This is a genomic window from Candidatus Syntrophosphaera thermopropionivorans (assembly GCF_004353895.1).
Lineage (GTDB): Bacteria > Cloacimonadota > Cloacimonadia > Cloacimonadales > Cloacimonadaceae > Syntrophosphaera > Syntrophosphaera thermopropionivorans.
The window spans coordinates 1-16,381 of the sequence record NZ_SMOG01000004.1 but is presented as its reverse complement, the minus strand read 5'-3'; the positions used below and the strand labels follow the sequence as shown (position 1 = coordinate 16,381).

Below are 16,381 nucleotides of genomic sequence, written 5' to 3'. Positions count from 1 at the left end.
CCTTTATCATTTGTGATTATACAACCTTCAATATAGTTCAATTTAATGGTATTAAGAAATTTGTCAAATTAAATATGGAACTCCATATCACAACAATGAGTTATAAGATTCAACTCTTATCCAACTCTAAAAGCTCTCTACTTATTCCAGTCTATAACTTTTAGTCTATCTATAATCCTTCCGAACAATCAAGATTTATCTATTTTAATAGCATCATCCGCTGAGTGAATACCTTGTTTTTTGTCTCCAGACGATAAAAATAGACTCCAGACGAAACATTCTGATTCCTGCTATCCTTACCATTCCACACTATACTGTAATTTCCTGGTGAAAAATTATCCTCAACCAGAACTTTGACTAATTGACCTTTTATATTATAAATAGACAACTTAACCTTACCTGCTTCTGCCAGATCAAAAGATATAGTGGTAGTTGGATTAAATGGATTGGGATAATTTGTTTTTAGTTTAGTGATTAAACCAGGTGTGGAGGGTTCGTTTACATTTTGATAAGGAAATATAAACTCAATAGTATCAGAAGGACATCCTTCCATATTGTAATATAAAGCTCGGATATAATATTTATATAATCCATTAAGCGAAAGATAATCCGTATATGAAGTGATATTAGTGGTTTGGACTAATTCAAAAGGACCTGTGTTAAATCTCTTATATACTTTATATCCACCAATAGGCAAGACGGGATCATAAGGAGGTTCCCAACTGATTAATAATTCACCGGTCTCATTATTAACCACAAAATCTGAATTTACAGGCTTAGGCAAATCTATGAGAGTGAAATCAGTTTGCCTGAGAGGAGATTCAGGTGTTATTTGAATATTAAATGCGCTGGAAGATTGATGGTAAAGTAAGGTGGCAGTTACATTATAAGTTCCGAAAGGTAAATATAATCTATAAGAATAATTATCATCTGGATGGGTGGCAAAATGATTATTAGCCATAACCAATGCTTTACTTGCAGGAGTGGTGGAAGTAGGTGTTACCAGACCATAGATATATCCAGTCTTTTGATTAACCCCACTAAGCTCAAAATTATCTATAAACCATCCTATTCCTGTGGTTGCACTATCAGATGTCATACGAAAGCGAAAACGCACAGTTTGACCCGCATACTGACTCAAATTGAACTGCACCGTTTGCCAGGAGTTTATAGAACCTGTAAAGCCTGGCTGACTATTTAAACTGACAATACTATTATGAGGATAGCCACCAAGAGGTGTAATAACTGTCCAATTATTTCCATTATCAACAGAAATACATACATTCCCACCATCATAATAGTTTTCCATCCCGTAGATATGATGAAAAGTTAGTATACAGCTACTTTCCAAAGTATATTCAGGAGTGATCAAAACATAATCAATGAGATTAGGATAGTTACCACTCAAATTAGTTGCCCAGACTTTTACTCCAGAATAGGGTCCAACTTGAGCTGGAATTCCCCATTCCCATCCTGTTTCAGAGATAAAATTACCATCATTAGATTCAAAATCATTGAATACATTAGCAATATTGTAAGGTATTAGAAGATTGTTAGATATGGGCAATCCATTAGATATAGATAGATTAAACTGCATAGAAATATATTGGGAGAGTGAACTTACACCCGTAAATTGAACCTCAAATACAAATTGCATTATGGTATTTGGTTCTATCATTGGTAAACTAATTATGGGATTGACAATCATCACATCTGAACTGGAGGTTGATAGAGTTGCCATAACCTCACGAGCTTGCACATCTGAATTATTGTGGACATTTACAATCACTTTAACCGTTTCCAGTGGATCAATAATCCCATTGAAATTGGCATCTGCATCGTTAATCAGATAAGATACGAACATCATCACAGAGGCTTCTACTCTAATGCTGAAATTGCGTTGCCAGCTAAAGTCACCAGAATTAATCTGGAGTCGGAAGTTAATCACCGTGCCATTAGGACATTCTGGTGCGATGGTAAACACAAAAGGCTGTTGATTCACTCCATAGCTATCTGTGGTTAGGGGATAATAAGTTCCTGTGGCAGTGATTATGTTGATATAGGGATTGTTGGTAATTAGAGTAGCAGTCACATCCTCTGCTGTTTGATTTCCTATATTCTGAAGTTTAATACCTAAATTTATGGTTTCTCCTGGTTCACAGACACCATTGCCATTGCTATCATCTATATAAGTCTCACAGAGTATAATATGCGGGTCATAATAATAAAGAGGAACATTCGTTATATAAAGTGCCCTTTGATTTCCCAGAGGTGAAGCAGCTGTGGGATAAACATTATTGAAAGTATATTCTAAACCCACTGTTCCTGAATGGTCTTCAATACCAATAGTAGCATAGCAACCATGACGATTACCAGTACTCATATCCACATTATTGAAGGTTTGATATTGAAACTTAATAGGACCATCTCCCAGGGAAGTAGGATACATACTCTGGTCATAAAGTATAACTTGGAAGGTTTCCATTGAAGAACCGTTAGATCCATTTTTAAGATTATACCATTCTATCACAAAGCAATGATTATTACGGTCATACCAGGTGTAGATTCCACCACCTGAATGGGTGGCTAAATCATCCCAGAAAGGTGCAATCATCGGACTTGGTCCCATAGGTCCAGGGAGACGATAATTGCGAAACTCAGCATTTTCGGTCACTCCCATAGCAATAAAACCGTTTGAACAAACTGTTATCTGAGTATAGATACGACCATAAAACTGGAAGGGAAAAGGTAAATCTACCACTTCCAGAGCATCAGAACCCACCTGATCTCCTTCATTGCTACTTGTATAGGAATCACTAATAGCCAGAGCTGTCCCCAATCCACCTTCAGCTGGAGCAATACCTATCCAGTTAAACACAGGACATTCTTCATAGCCTGTATCCTGATCATCATAAATAACATATCCATAACCATCAGGTCCGAGAGGATTGTTTACTGTTATCTCACCTATAGTAAGAGAAAAATCCAACCATTGTTCAAAACCGAGGCTATTATAAAGCTTTAATCGCATTGGAATAATCATTCCTGGAAGCAACAACGGTCTACCATAGAGCTGAAAGATATCGGTGGTTGGAGTTACTTCAATATTTGGAAATAGGTCACCATAAAAGGCTGTATGGTCTGTGATACTTATCAGGTCATTTAAAGTATATAGACGTCCATAGATATCAGTTACAGGAATAGTAGTTTGGTTAGTCACGGTAACAGTAAATCCAGCATTTTCACTTGGGTCAAGGACTCCATTTCCACCATCTATCACCTGATAACTATTAAAAATCATTTCCGCATTATTCACTTTAACAAATTCTGAAACATTATAGCTAACATTATTACTATCAGTAAGTATAAGATGAAAGCGCAGCATCATATCATTGGGTGTATTATAAGCAATATGGATTACCACAGGATTATTATTAAAACCAAGAGAAGAAGGAGTAATTTCCCCAAAAGTAAGCAAAGAATCAGTTATTGTGACATAAGGACTGTTGCAAGTTAAGTATCCAGATATACCAGAGATGGAGCTGGCAGAAGTATTCCTGAGTCCAAAGAGAAATTCAATTGTTTCTCCCCCATCAACTAATCCATCTCCATTACCTTGAGAGAAGTCTGTATTATCATCATCTACTATGATAGCTCCAGGAACAAGAGTGCCAGAATTGTCTACAGCTATAGATTGCTGTAATGGCTTGAAGTTATGTTTAGACACAGTCAGAGTGCAAGGATTAACCGTCATATTTGAGGGCAAAATAAGGATAATATTACCATCCTCATCAGTATAGCCACGACTGATAATAACATTGTTCTGCGTTAAAGTTACACAAGCATCTTTAACTGGCTCACCAGTCCCATCTGTAACAAATACATCCATTAAACTCAGACCGAGAGGAATAGTGGTTATACTATTGATATTAAAATGATTAGGGATACCACAAAATATTTCCATAGTGGGATCACCCATCAGATTTAACCAATGTGCAAAATTACTGGCATTAGTAGGAGAAGAAACTCCAAATATCTCATTGATAAACAACTTACCATTTAGCATAGCTTCACCAGGTGTTCGCATATTATATTGTAAGATCCCACCCCAGACTCCACCATGAAGAGCATTATTGAATGTGGTATGGGTACTGGAAGTAGCCATACCCATAGCGGTAACAGCACCCTTAGGTTGTGCAGAAGTCCCTAAACGTATATAAGATTCAGTGGTAGCGGTAGAGTTAAAGTTTCCGGTACTGCAGGTAATTATTATCGCATGAGGAAGTTTATAGCCATTGTTTAAAGATTCAGAAGGAGACCATCCACTCATATTTATATATCCACGATAACTGTGGAATCCTATTCCTGTATTAATAGCACCGTTGGCTAAACTTGGAGAAGGGTCGTCACCATATAATTCCGTAAAAGTATAATCAGGATTAATATTTAGGGCACATTCTTTAATATATTTACTGGTATAAACAACACTAACTCCGGAAGGTGAATAATCACCTACTAAAAGCATTCTATTTAGCCATTGAGCATTATTAAGATTAATATCTCTTTCGTAGAGATAGATTTTAGCAAAGATGGTCTGAAGTTGAGAAAGATTTTCTGCACTGATTCTACCAATGTATACATCACCCAATAAATCATTACCCGCTAAATGAGTATAAGGATAATCTGTCGCCCCACTGGAATAGGTAAAACAAGGAATGGTATAGGAGCCTCCGGTATCACCTATAAGAATCACATAATCTGGTCTGGTAGCAGGATTATTATAGGCATTTTGTATATAGGACTTTATAGAAGTAGTACTACTTCCTGCTTCAGTACTGGCTGTACTTGCAAGTGAAACATCTGCTCCCTTCTGTCTTTTCCAGAGGGCAAAGGAATTTATAGAAGAAATATAATTGGTATCAGAGTTATAACCATAAATAATTAAATAACGAGGGGGAATATGAGTATCTATCAGGTCCCGATAATCATCAAAATTGAATATAATGGACTCATAGATATTAGCAAAAGCAGGAGATAAGGATTGTAATTCTCCTTCCAGTTCATTGATTCCTGGCTCATTTAAATAATTAACCCGAAAAGATATAGATTGATTTATGGTAAGAGTATGACTCTGTGGATTATAACTAAAAGGATTGACCTGAATTCCGATAATACGGAAATCCCTCAATATCATTGGATCACTTACTTGAATAAGATTAGCAGGATAGGAAGCACCATTTTCATAATAAGCACTATCAATAACAAAAGACTTGGGAGATTCAAGTTCCTGTCCTTGCTGTACTGGATAAGGTAGAAATTGAGGTAGCACCTGAGTTTGAGTGTTCAAAGTTTCAATCTGAACCTTGCCTTGACGAGGAATAGCCAGCATTATGTTTATAGTTGGAAGCTCAGGTAATCCACTATCCATGGTTACCCCTGCTTCTGGTATCATTATTCTCTGGTAGATATTGCCCCCAGCTTCTTCTTCTATGATTTCATAGGAAGGAAGGTTGAATTGAATATCCATATGGTCTATAGCTTTCGTGGTAATCTGGAAAGCTTTATTAGTTTGAGAAATAACATTATCGTTTAAAGCTAAGATAGCACTGAGACTTAATCCCAGCATAATAATAAGGAATACTTTTTTAATCATTAAGTCACCTTTAATTGTGGGAATGTTTATACTTGAAAGAAGCAATAATTATTCCGCTTTTTATAAATTATAATAAAGGATATATTCATAGGGATGGATACGATTATTAACTTCGTCATTTTCTTTTAGTTTAAGTTTAATATAGGATTCAATCAATTCCTCGTTAAATACATCACCCTCAAGTAGATAGTGATAGTCTTCTTTCAGACTTTGCATAGCTTCTTTCAGATTAGCTGGAATAGAGAGAAGTTTTGATTTTTTCTCTTCACTCCATTCAAAAACATTGTCGTCATAAGGACCTAAGTTATATTTTGCGGGGTCAATTTGATTTTTAATTCCATCCAGTCCAGCCATTAACATAGCACTCATAGCAAGATAAGGATTGCAAGTGGCATCACCAGTACGGAATTCAAAGCGTTTTGTTTCAGGTGAATTAGCATATCTGGGAATACGGATAGCAGCACTGCGATTGGCAAGTCCATAAAATAGTTTTACTGGTGCTTCAAAACCTGGCAGTAAACGCTTAAAACTATTAGTGCTTGGATTGGTAAAAGCTACAAGAGATCTTCCATGGTATAAAATTCCACCAATAAACCAGATAGCGAGGTCGGAAAGGTCAGCATAACCACCTTTTTGATAAAATATATTTGTGCCATCTTTATGCAGCATTATATGAAAATGCATTCCACTTCCTGCTTGATTATAAATGGGTTTAGGCATAAAAGTTGCGGTTAATCCATAGCTCAGGGCAGTGCGACGAATGATATCTTTCATCACCATCACATCATCACAAATCTTGGGAAATTCCAGAAGTTCTGTTTCAATTTCTTGTTGAGAAGCTAAACCTACTTCATGGTGATGATATCGGACTTTGATACCATAATCTTCCATACGGTCTACCATTTCCTGACGGATTTCATAGAACTGATCAAAGGGTGTGTCCATATGATAACCTTTATGGTCCTGTTGTGACAATCCATCATTATCTTCATTATCTTCTGGTAAGGCTTCTTTGTGTTCAGAAGATTCTACCAAAAAACCACAATTATATTCACTGCTCTGATATTTCACTGAATCAAAAAGATAGAATTCCAGTTCAGGAATCCAGGTGCTTTTATCTGCAATACCTGTAGAAAGAAGATATTCTTGTGCTCTTAAAGCTACACTGCGAGAATCTTTTTTAACGCCCTGACGGGTTTCTGCATCACAAATAGAGCAAATCAGACGCATTGTGTAATTATCATAGAATGGGTCTATTTGAGCTGTTTCCAGGTCGGGCATCAAAATCATATCGCCAGATTCCACTCCTTTCATTCCTGGAATAGAAGAGCCATCAAAAGGTACACCAGAGTCCAGAACTTCTTTTAAACCACGAGCAGGAATGGTGATATGATACCATTTTCCATCCATACCGCAGTATTTTAAGTCTACTGCTTGAATTTCTTTTTCTCTTATAAAATCTTTAATTTTTTCTTTCGTCATTTTATCCTCTCCTTTTAAAAAATACCGCCAACACCTAATAATTGCATAGTGAAATTGATAGGAGGTATAATCAGTCTACCAATAATATTAAAACCTAAAAGTCCAGAAACAAGAAGTATGAAAATTATGGTTATCATACCAATATGTTCTTGTGCCATAAACTTATAAAATGCAGCATCAGGAAGTAGCATACCAAGAACCTTAGAACCATCAAGAGGCGGAATCGGAATAAGATTGAAAAAAGCAAGTAATAAATTGAAAAAAACCACCATTTGACAGATATAAGGTATAATCTGTTGCCCTTGAGTCAAATGAAAGATTAAAGCAAATACTATGGCTATCAAGATATTAGTTACAGGACCAGCTAAGGCAGATAGACCTGTTCCCACTTTTATATTTTTATAATTATAAGGATTTAAGGGAACTGGCTTGGCATAACCAAGGATAATTCCCATAGTAAAGTAAGTCAAAAGCGGAAGAATAATAGTGCCAAAAATATCTATATGTTTGAAAGGGTTAAGACTTAATCTTCCCATCATTTTAGCTGTGTCATCACCTTGCCAGTAAGAAACCAGAGCATGGCTAATTTCATGCAAGATAATGGAATAGAATATAATGAGAATAATTATAAGGGTTAGAGTATTCTTAATAAAACTCATTGATATAGCAGCATAATTCATTGTTTCCTCAATCTTAAAAACTTTCTTTTCCCTACACGTAAAACCATTCCCTCTTTAATTTCAATTTCTGCATCAGTGGAAGTTATTTTTTCACCATCAATGCTAACACCACCAGCTTGAATCAATCTTTTAGCTTCACTTCCTGATTCACACAATCCACTTTCAGTTAATAGTTTAGTAATACGCATAACGGAATTATTAACTTTGTATTCAGGCATTTCATCAGGTAATTCCCTTTGTGAAAAGACCTTTTCAAAAGCTCTTTGAGCTTCATCGGCTGCTTTATTACCATGATAAAATGCCACTATTCTGTGTGCCAGCTGTTTCTTAAGTATCATTGGATTAGTGCCACTTTCCAATTCTTTTTGCACCTTTTCCAATTCTTCTTCATCAGCCCAAGCAGCATATTTATAATAATTTAATATTAAGTCATCAGGTATGGACATAATCTTTCCAAATTTTTCCTCTGGTGGGTCAAAAACAGCAATATAATTATTCAAGGATTTACCCATTTTATTAACACCATCCAGACCTATCAAAAGAGGAGTCAGAATTGCAACTTGTTCTTCTTGTCCAAAAAAGCGTTGCATATCTCTTCCACAAAGGATATTAAATTTCTGTTCAGTTGCACCGAGTTCAACATCACTTTGCACTGCAACCGAATCGTAAGCTTGCAAGAGAGGATACATTAATTCATGAAGACCAAGCGGAAGTCCCTGTTCATAACGGGTTCGGAAGGTATCATGTGCCATAAATTGAGCCAGAGTAAAATTTCCCATCAACTTAATTACCTCCTCAACGGTCATTTTACCGAACCATTCGCTTTGCCATCTAACTTCTGTTTGTTCCTGTTTTAAAACCGTATAGAGCTGTTCCATAAACCTTTCTGCATTGGAAAGAACTTGCTGATGAGAGAGTGGAGGACGGGTTTCATCACGACCTGTGGGGTCACCAATTTGGGCAGTAAAATCGCCGATAATAATTACCCCAATATGACCTAAGTCCTGAAAATCCCGCATTTTGCGAATAGGCACTAAATGACCTAAATGAACATCGGTGCCAGTTGGGTCTATACCAAATTTTATTCTTAAGGGTTTACCGGTCTCTTTGCTGCGGATAAGTTTCCTTACTAAATCTTCTTCTGGAATGATTTCATCCACTGCTTTTCTTATAATTTTCAATTCTTTTTCTAAGTTCATATTGTCCTTAAAACTATGTGCTTTATCTATTTTATTTCACAAAATCGGACACTGCTTATTTGTCAAGCCCTACTGGTCTAAATTAGATTAATACTTTATATAGTATGGTCTAAGAATTCCCAGCCCTCTATAGGGGTTAATAAACCATCCTCAATCGCTGCTTTAACCGACCTACAGGGAAGATTCTTACTGATTATTTCCTCTTTAGTAATAGTTTTCAAATCTACCTGTTCTGGATATTTCGCTTGCATATTCCACATAAGCTTTACAAATAGAGGATACCAGGAAGGAATCCTTAGGTTTTCATCTTTCTGTCTCAACAAAGTTGTGTAAATTTGAAAATCACTTTTATACGCAGGTGAAGGATTTAGAGCCTTTAAATTGAGACTAATCTGTTTGTATAAATCATTCTGTGGTTGATGTGGCATTTGGGGTTTACGACGAATAATCGTGCAATGCAGATTCGGATGATAGTATTGTATATACTTTTCTGAATCTATAACTGGCGGTGTTTTACCTCTTTTAATATTAGCTTTCATAGTTTATATCTCCTTACCTGAAACCTCATCTTCAATTACTCAGTTTCTGTCAATCAGTTCTTAATCAAGCGTTAATCAAGTCTTTATACATTAACGCTTGATTAACACTTGATAAACACCTGATAGAAGGAAGTAGATAAGAAGAAGATTATGGTTTTGAGGTGGATAGATTGGTTCATATTATGGGATAAATTTGTTTTTTTGGAGCAAATGGATAGGGGGTTTAGTTAATAACATCATTTTAAAGCTTATCCATCAGATTTATTAATGTATTAGAGGATAGAATGTTCAGGATAAGTTATAAGCCAATATTTTGCCAGAGCAAAAGGATAAGAAGAAAGAAATGAAAGAGATATTATAGAAAGAACTATCTCTATTTAATTAATTGGAAATATGGTAGATATTAGTATCACTTTCCTATTATCTAATCTCTTTTTAATCATACTTAACCATTTATTTTCTGTAAAACAGGATAATTTTTTTAAAATTTATTTTAAAAGATTGGTAATAGAGAAGATAGATAGATTAATAGTTTTGAAAATATAGTTATTTATACAAGCGAGCTGCAATCTCTGATAGACAATGATGTCTGCCACCTTATTATTATATGGAAAGATGAGGATATTTTTCCTCCTCTGGTAGGTCAATATCCTCATTGACCCCAAGCAACTAAAGCTACAAGCTTATCTCATAGCAAGTGAAAGCTTAATAAGCTGAAAACTCATTTTTAATATGAAAGCCCTAACGGGCTTGGAAGGATGAGGACATCCTTCCACCTATAAAAATAGCCGGTTATAGAAAAACCGGCTATATATTATATGTTTTAAGGTTAAATACTTTAGTTTAATCTTCTTTTTCCTGACACAATTCTATGAGGACACCGAGAGTTGATTTAGGATGCAGAAAAGCAATTTCAGAATTATGAGCACCGGGTCTTGGTTGAGTATCTATGAGTCGGAACCCATTTTCATGTGCTTTGTTCAGTTCTTCCGTTACATTATCTACTGCCAGAGCAATATGTTGTATTCCTTCCCCTCTATTTTCAATAAATTTAGCGATAGGACTTTCAGGAGAAGTTGGCATTAATAATTCCAGTCGGGTTTCTCCACAAGGGAAGAAGGCTACTTTAACCATTTGAGAAGGGACTTCTTCAATACCTTCCAGCTGGAGTCCGAGTTTTTCATAGATGGCAATAGCTTCATCCAGATTTTTCACTGCAATACCGATATGGGAGATATGTTTAATCATAAAATCCTCTATTTCTCATAATTTTTGGCTAAGTCAATTCCCAATTTCATAGCTCGCAGATTGAGGTCTATAAAGGCAGGTTTTACACTTTCTTCAATTGCCTGTTGCAAGGAAGCAAGTTTCACGATACCAGTAACTTGCACAAGAAAAGCCAGAGCCATAATATTTGTTGGAATAGGGCTACCAAGTTTTTCAATAGCAATCTCAGTGAAGGGTACCTCATAAGTATTTTCAACTACTAGAGCGATATTTTTCACAAAGGTAGTATCTACAATAAGAATTCCATTTTCTCGTAAGTCAAAGAGGTATTTATCGCAAGATTCCTGATTGAGAGCAAGGAGGCAATCAAAGGACACTGCTTCGGGAAAATATATATCTTCATTGCTGATAATGACATCGGCGTAAGAATAGCCTCCACGAGATTCAGGTCCATAGCTCTGAGTTTGCGTAACATGATGGTTTTCCAGAACTGCGGCTCGGGCGAGAATTATCCCTGCCAGAATCAATCCCTGACCACCACTTCCAGAAAGACGTATTTCATAGGGATATTTCATTTTGAACCTCCCTGTGCTTGAGCCTTTTTCATCAATTCAGCATATTGAGCACAGTATTCAGGTCTAATATCTTTATGCAAGACGCCTCGTATAATCTTTCCCTGCACTTTTTCAGGAGGAAGTTTATCCACTGCAGCAAGCGGTATAGAGTTATCTCTCATTTCCTTCATCATTTCTGGAGCCCCACCTTTTTTATTCAATCTACCATAAATCACAGGACAAGCGCAGATAACTTCAATTAGCGCAAAGCCCGGATGTTCTATCGCTTCTTTGACCATATTTTGAGTTTCCTGCGTATGAAAAGCCGTGGTTCTCGCCACATATGTAGCTCCTGCACCCATTGCTAGTTTGCAAACATCAAAATCAGGTTCTATATTACCATAAGGAGCGGTGGTAGCATAAGCCTCATGAGGAGTAGTTGGTGAAACCTGACCTCCGGTCATTCCATAGATATTATTATTGAGCATAATCACTGTCAGGTCTATATTTCTTCTCGCAGCATGGATGAGATGATTTCCACCAATGGCAGCACAATCTCCATCCCCAGTAACCACGATGACTTTAAGATGCGGTTTATGGAGTTTAACCCCGGTAGCAAAAGCAATAGCTCTTCCATGCAAAGTATGAAGAGTGTTGAAATCCACATAAACTGGCATTCTGGAAGAACAACCAATTCCAGAGACCATAACGATATCATTCCGGTCCAGATTCATTCCTGCAATGGCACGAATAATAGAACCAAGCACTATCCCATTGGAACAACCAGCACACCACACATGAGGGAATTTCTTATCGTGTCTCAGATATTCATGAATAATTTTTTGAGGTATAGCAGGCATATTATATTACCTCCTTAATTTTTTGCAGGATATCCTGGGGCGGAATAAGTTTGCTATCCACTCGTTGAATCTTTATCAGTTTGCTATCACTACGGTCTTTAACTAAGCGCTCAATTTCCCGAATTAACTGTCCCTGATTCAATTCAGGCACGATAACAATATCCACATCCCTTAACATTTTACGCACTGCATCATCCGGGAAGGGCCAGATTGTTAAAGGACGAAGCAAACCTGCGGGAATACCTTCCTTTCTTGCCATAACTACTGCTGCTTTAGCAGAACGAGCAGTAATACCAGCAGCAAAAACAGCAATTTTTGCATCATCCATTTGAAAACTTTCAATCTGGACGAGGTCACGGATATTATAAGTTATCTTTTTCTTAAGTCTTGCCATCATTTCTGCAGCTTCATTGGGCTTATTAGTAGGGAACCCGAGAGAATCATGAGTGAGCCCAGTTACATGAAAGCGATATCCTTCTCCGAAACTGGCTAAGGGGATGGGATATTTTTCATTATTCTCATAGTGCTTATACCAGTGAGGTGGTACAGTAGGTTTTACTCTTGAGATAACGCGCACATTTGACAAATCAGGAAGTCTGACTGCTTCCCTCATATGACCGAGCACCTCATCCAGTAAGAGTATTACGCAAGTGCGGTATTTTTCGGAAAGATTAATAGCACGAATGGTGAGTTCATAGCTTTCTTTAACGCTATCAGGATAAAGCACAATGGCTGGACTATCACCATGAGTACCCCAGCGTGATTGTTGAATGTCACCTTGAGCACAGCTGGTTGGCATTCCAGTGGAAGGACCAACGCGTTGAACATCTACTACCACGCAAGGAGTTTCCGCGCTTCTGGCAAAGCCTATACCTTCCTGCATCAAGGAAAAACCAGGACCAGAGGTAGCAGTTAAAGCTTTCGCTCCTGCCAGTGATGCTCCAATCACAGCACAGATACTTCCCAATTCATCTTCCATCTGGATGAAGACTCCGCCTCGTTTGGGAAGCTCTGCTGCCAGGATTTCTGCTATTTCTGTGGAAGGGGTTATTGGATAACCGGCAAAGAAATTGCAACCTGCATCCAGAGCACCATAGGCAACAGCTTCATTACCCTGCATTAGTACAGTCTTTCTTCCCTTGAGGTTCTGCAATTCTTCCACTTTAGTGGTAGAACTAGTTTTACTCTCATTATTCATAGTTGTATTTGGATTTATTGTTTCAGAATTAGACATTTGGACTCCTTAATGTTCTTTAGCACCAGTGATAGCAAAATCAGGGCAAAGAAGGTCACATGTCTCACAATGAGTGCATTTTTCTGGTGCTAAAACATAGGGTGAACCATCGGCTTTTCTTCCTAAACAGCCTGTAGGACAAAAAGCAACACAGATTCCACACTTCTTACACCAGTTGTAATAAATAATTACAGGGGAGGATTTATCACCAGATTCTTTAATTTCTGGGAGTTCAACTTCCATCTTTTCTGGAGCATCTTCCTCTCGGATAATCATGCCTATACGGTCTTTTTCGACTTTTTTAGGCATTATACCTCCCAATTTGTGATTTAGCTTGTTTATTTTGCATTTTCAAGATTTTTCCGCAATAACCTTTTTGAAGAAGGTGCCTAAACGACGACAACCTTCACGGTTATTCTCTTCCGATTCATAGGAGAAGTTCAGACGCATTGTATTCTGTCCCTTACCGTTACAGAAGAAAGATGTCCCTGCCACATAAGCTACATTTTGTTCTTTGATACAATCAAGAAGCAGAGCATCAGTATCAATCCATTCAGGACCAGTAGCCATTAAGAAAAGTCCACCCTGAGGTTTTGTCCAAGTAAATTCTTCCGGCATAAACTCTTCTAATGATTCCAGCATAACCTTCTGTTTGGATTTGTACATATTGCAGATTTCAGCAATCTTAGGATCTAAATAACCTCTTTCCATATAACGAGCTGCAATGCGCTGAGTGAAAGGAGGAGTGCAAAGGTCAGTAGCTTGTTTACCAATCACCACTTTATCCAGGACCTCAGGATGTCCCATAACCCATCCGATACGGAAGCCAGGACAGAAAATTTTGGAGAAAGTGCCTAAAAGGACTACCTGTTGAGTTCCATCCAGCTCATAAAGAGTGCGTTGATTTTCACCTTCGTATCGTAATTCACGATAAGGGCTATCCTCAACGATAAGAATATCGTAGCGATGAGCAATATCAATGATTTCTTTACGACGCTTTTCACTCATAGTCATCCCGGCAGGATTCTGGAAATCAGGAATGACATAGATGAATTTAGGTTTTTTGCCTCGAGCTATGGCTTTTTTAATTTCATCTTCCATAACTTCTGGAATTTCACCTTCATCATCCATAGGAATTCCAATCATATCGGCACCGTAGGAATTAAAAGCACTAAGAGCACCCAGATAGGAAGGTAGACCCACTATAACAGTATCTCCGCGGTCAATAAAGCTTTTGGCTATCAGGTCTAAAGCTTGTTGAGAAGCAGTGGTAATAATGATATTATCCATATTCACATCAATGCCAAATTTCTTATAGCGATCAGCTAACTGTTTCCGTAAAAGATTATCTCCTTCGGTAGTGCCATACTGAAGAGCGTAATAAGGTTCATTTTCCATCACTTCAGCAATAATACCCTTCAGCTCTTCCACAGGAAAAGATTGAGGGGCAGGAAAGCCTCCAGAAAAGGAGATCAAGCCAGGCTGATTTAGATACTTTAATAATTCGCGGATGGCGGAACGCTTCATTCCGCGAATATTTACTGACAGGATGTCTTGCAGATCGTTAATCATTTCGATCCTCCATCTATTTTATTTTGTTTATAAACTAAAACTTTTTTATTTTTTTTCCGCCATTCTTTATAAGCATTTTTGATTTCCAGCTCCCAGACCAGACGTTTATCGTTATCTTCAAAAGTGATAATATCTATATAATACATACGATGATTCTTGCCTACAAAGCTCTTTTTGGGAAATTCTACTACTATTTCACCTTCAATATTGAGTATGGTAATTTCATTTAGGAAAACACCATCCGCAATTTCCAGAACAGCACGAGCTTCCACACTGCCAGTCTGAACATCACGAAAATGTATATTCATTCCTGCTCCTTAATTTGATAAATAAACTATTAAAAAAAGATAGATTTATGGTCAAGGACTTTTTTAAACCCTTTTTCAAAGTGCATTCAGATTAGACCCGCAAGAATGTCTTCTACTGTTATCTCACCAAAAAATTCATTCAAGGGAAGCGATTCCAGAGCCTTGCGAAGCTCTTCGGTGCGATGCGGAAGTCCTATCAAAGCTGATTCCAATTCAGAAGGATCCCGTTCTCCAAAGAAATCTCCATAAATCCGTAAACCTGTAATTTTACCTTTATGCACATCAATATGAAATTCTATTGTCCCTGCAGAACATCTAATACTCTGTTTATGATTATAAGCTGGAGAATGTCCAAAATTCCATTCCCAGGTCTCATATTTACTCTTCATTAAAGTGTTAATCCCTTTTTTATCATCCTCAGTTAAGTGATATTCTCGTGCATCTGGATAGAATTTAAGCACTTCTTTCTGAATAAGCTGGATAAATTCCTCCAGGCTTATGGGTTTTGTTAGATGTTCTGAAATATTAGTAACCCTTGCTGCCACAGAATGTACGGCTTTATCTTTGAACTTTAAAGGATTGGCTTTTAAGGCAGCACTGAGATCTGTAATCTTTGAAAAAAAGAGGATAGTGCCATGCTGATGAATCTTATTTGGATATACCGCTCTGGCATTGCCGGAAAATTTCATACCTTTAATAGTCAGGTCATTTCTTCCTTCCAACTTTGCTTCAATTCCCAAATCTTTCAAGGCTGCAAGAATAGGTTCAGTATATTTAGTAAAACCACGATCTTCATCTCCGGTGCGATTCATCAAAAAACAATAATTTAGATTTCCGAGATCATGAAAAACCGTTCCTCCTCCAGTTAAACGTCGTACAACTGGAATATTATGTTCCTTCACATAATCCAGATTTATTTCTGCTAAAGTATTTTGATGTCTACCTACAATGATTGAGGCATCATTACGATAAAGAAGAAATACATCCTCAGGAAAATTATTCAAGATATACTCTTCACAGGCAATATTGAAAGGAGCATAATGACTTGGGCTATTAATAAATAACATAAGATA

At 37.1% G+C, this 16,381-nt stretch carries 13 protein-coding genes; all 13 read right to left on the bottom strand.

Annotated elements, in window-relative coordinates:
- Positions 1 to 199: 199 nt before the first annotated feature.
- A complete protein-coding gene (locus E0946_RS02470) occupies positions 200 to 5,653 on the bottom strand; it encodes a C25 family cysteine peptidase (protein ID WP_133200889.1) in 5,454 nt (1,817 codons plus the stop codon).
- A gap of 60 nt (positions 5,654 to 5,713) precedes the next feature.
- Positions 5,714 to 7,135 carry a type I glutamate--ammonia ligase gene (glnA, locus tag E0946_RS02465; RefSeq protein WP_133200888.1) on the bottom strand — a complete coding sequence of 474 codons (1,422 nt, stop codon included), beginning with the start codon at positions 7,133 to 7,135 and terminating at the stop codon, positions 5,714 to 5,716.
- A gap of 14 nt (positions 7,136 to 7,149) precedes the next feature.
- Positions 7,150 to 7,815, bottom strand: coding sequence for a site-2 protease family protein (locus E0946_RS02460; protein ID WP_243713714.1), 666 nt, complete (start codon positions 7,813 to 7,815; stop codon positions 7,150 to 7,152).
- On the bottom strand, positions 7,812 to 9,014 hold the full coding sequence (tyrS, locus tag E0946_RS02455) for a tyrosine--tRNA ligase (RefSeq protein WP_133200887.1): 1,203 nt from the start codon (positions 9,012 to 9,014) through the stop codon (positions 7,812 to 7,814). Before tyrS ends, E0946_RS02460 begins: the two co-directional genes overlap by 4 nt.
- Before the next feature lie 95 nt (positions 9,015 to 9,109).
- Positions 9,110 to 9,553, bottom strand: coding sequence for a hypothetical protein (locus E0946_RS02450; protein WP_133200886.1), 444 nt, complete (start codon positions 9,551 to 9,553; stop codon positions 9,110 to 9,112).
- An 843-nt stretch (positions 9,554 to 10,396) separates the two neighbouring features.
- Positions 10,397 to 10,801, bottom strand: a complete 405-nt coding sequence (gene mce / locus E0946_RS02445; protein WP_133200885.1) for a methylmalonyl-CoA epimerase — start codon at positions 10,799 to 10,801, stop codon at positions 10,397 to 10,399.
- Between the two features lie 8 nt (positions 10,802 to 10,809).
- Complete coding sequence (locus E0946_RS02440) at positions 10,810 to 11,355, bottom strand: 2-oxoacid:acceptor oxidoreductase family protein (protein WP_133200884.1); 546 nt, start codon at positions 11,353 to 11,355, stop codon at positions 10,810 to 10,812.
- Entirely contained in the window at positions 11,352 to 12,194 is an 843-nt protein-coding gene (locus E0946_RS02435; protein ID WP_133200883.1) for a 2-oxoacid:ferredoxin oxidoreductase subunit beta, read from the bottom strand. Before E0946_RS02435 ends, E0946_RS02440 begins: the two co-directional genes overlap by 4 nt.
- Before the next feature lies 1 nt (position 12,195).
- On the bottom strand, positions 12,196 to 13,314 hold the full coding sequence (locus E0946_RS02430; RefSeq protein WP_243713719.1) for a 2-oxoacid:acceptor oxidoreductase subunit alpha: 1,119 nt from the start codon (positions 13,312 to 13,314) through the stop codon (positions 12,196 to 12,198).
- Positions 13,315 to 13,437: 123 nt separating this feature from the next.
- Complete coding sequence (locus E0946_RS02425) at positions 13,438 to 13,737, bottom strand: 4Fe-4S dicluster domain-containing protein (protein WP_133200881.1); 300 nt, start codon at positions 13,735 to 13,737, stop codon at positions 13,438 to 13,440.
- 42 nt (positions 13,738 to 13,779) lie between these two features.
- The gene (locus E0946_RS02420) at positions 13,780 to 15,000 is read right to left on the bottom strand and encodes an aminotransferase-like domain-containing protein (RefSeq protein WP_133200880.1); all 1,221 of its coding nucleotides are present in this window, start codon (positions 14,998 to 15,000) and stop codon (positions 13,780 to 13,782) included.
- Positions 14,997 to 15,308 (bottom strand): hypothetical protein, encoded by a 312-nt coding sequence (locus E0946_RS02415; RefSeq protein WP_133200879.1) that lies wholly within the window; start codon positions 15,306 to 15,308, stop codon positions 14,997 to 14,999. Before E0946_RS02415 ends, E0946_RS02420 begins: the two co-directional genes overlap by 4 nt.
- A gap of 86 nt (positions 15,309 to 15,394) precedes the next feature.
- On the bottom strand, positions 15,395 to 16,381 hold a 987-nt coding region (locus E0946_RS02410; protein ID WP_320410562.1), incomplete at its 5' end, for a lipoate--protein ligase.

Excerpts from the sequence above, each read along its gene's own strand:
- tyrS (WP_133200887.1), bottom strand. The coding sequence starts at position 9,014 with ATGAACTTAGAAAAAGAATTGAAAATTATAAGAAAAGCAGTGGATGAA.
- E0946_RS02435 (WP_133200883.1), bottom strand. The coding sequence starts at position 12,194 with ATGCCTGCTATACCTCAAAAAATTATTCATGAATATCTGAGACACGAT.
- glnA (WP_133200888.1), bottom strand. The coding sequence starts at position 7,135 with ATGACGAAAGAAAAAATTAAAGATTTTATAAGAGAAAAAGAAATTCAA.
- E0946_RS02415 (WP_133200879.1), bottom strand. The coding sequence starts at position 15,308 with ATGAATATACATTTTCGTGATGTTCAGACTGGCAGTGTGGAAGCTCGT.
- E0946_RS02450 (WP_133200886.1), bottom strand. The coding sequence starts at position 9,553 with ATGAAAGCTAATATTAAAAGAGGTAAAACACCGCCAGTTATAGATTCA.
- E0946_RS02440 (WP_133200884.1), bottom strand. The coding sequence starts at position 11,355 with ATGAAATATCCCTATGAAATACGTCTTTCTGGAAGTGGTGGTCAGGGA.
- E0946_RS02420 (WP_133200880.1), bottom strand. The coding sequence starts at position 15,000 with ATGATTAACGATCTGCAAGACATCCTGTCAGTAAATATTCGCGGAATG.
- E0946_RS02470 (WP_133200889.1), bottom strand. The coding sequence starts at position 5,653 with ATGATTAAAAAAGTATTCCTTATTATTATGCTGGGATTAAGTCTCAGT.
- E0946_RS02460 (WP_243713714.1), bottom strand. The coding sequence starts at position 7,815 with ATGAATTATGCTGCTATATCAATGAGTTTTATTAAGAATACTCTAACC.
- E0946_RS02425 (WP_133200881.1), bottom strand. The coding sequence starts at position 13,737 with ATGCCTAAAAAAGTCGAAAAAGACCGTATAGGCATGATTATCCGAGAG.
- E0946_RS02430 (WP_243713719.1), bottom strand. The coding sequence starts at position 13,314 with ATGCAGGGTAATGAAGCTGTTGCCTATGGTGCTCTGGATGCAGGTTGC.
- mce (WP_133200885.1), bottom strand. The coding sequence starts at position 10,801 with ATGATTAAACATATCTCCCATATCGGTATTGCAGTGAAAAATCTGGAT.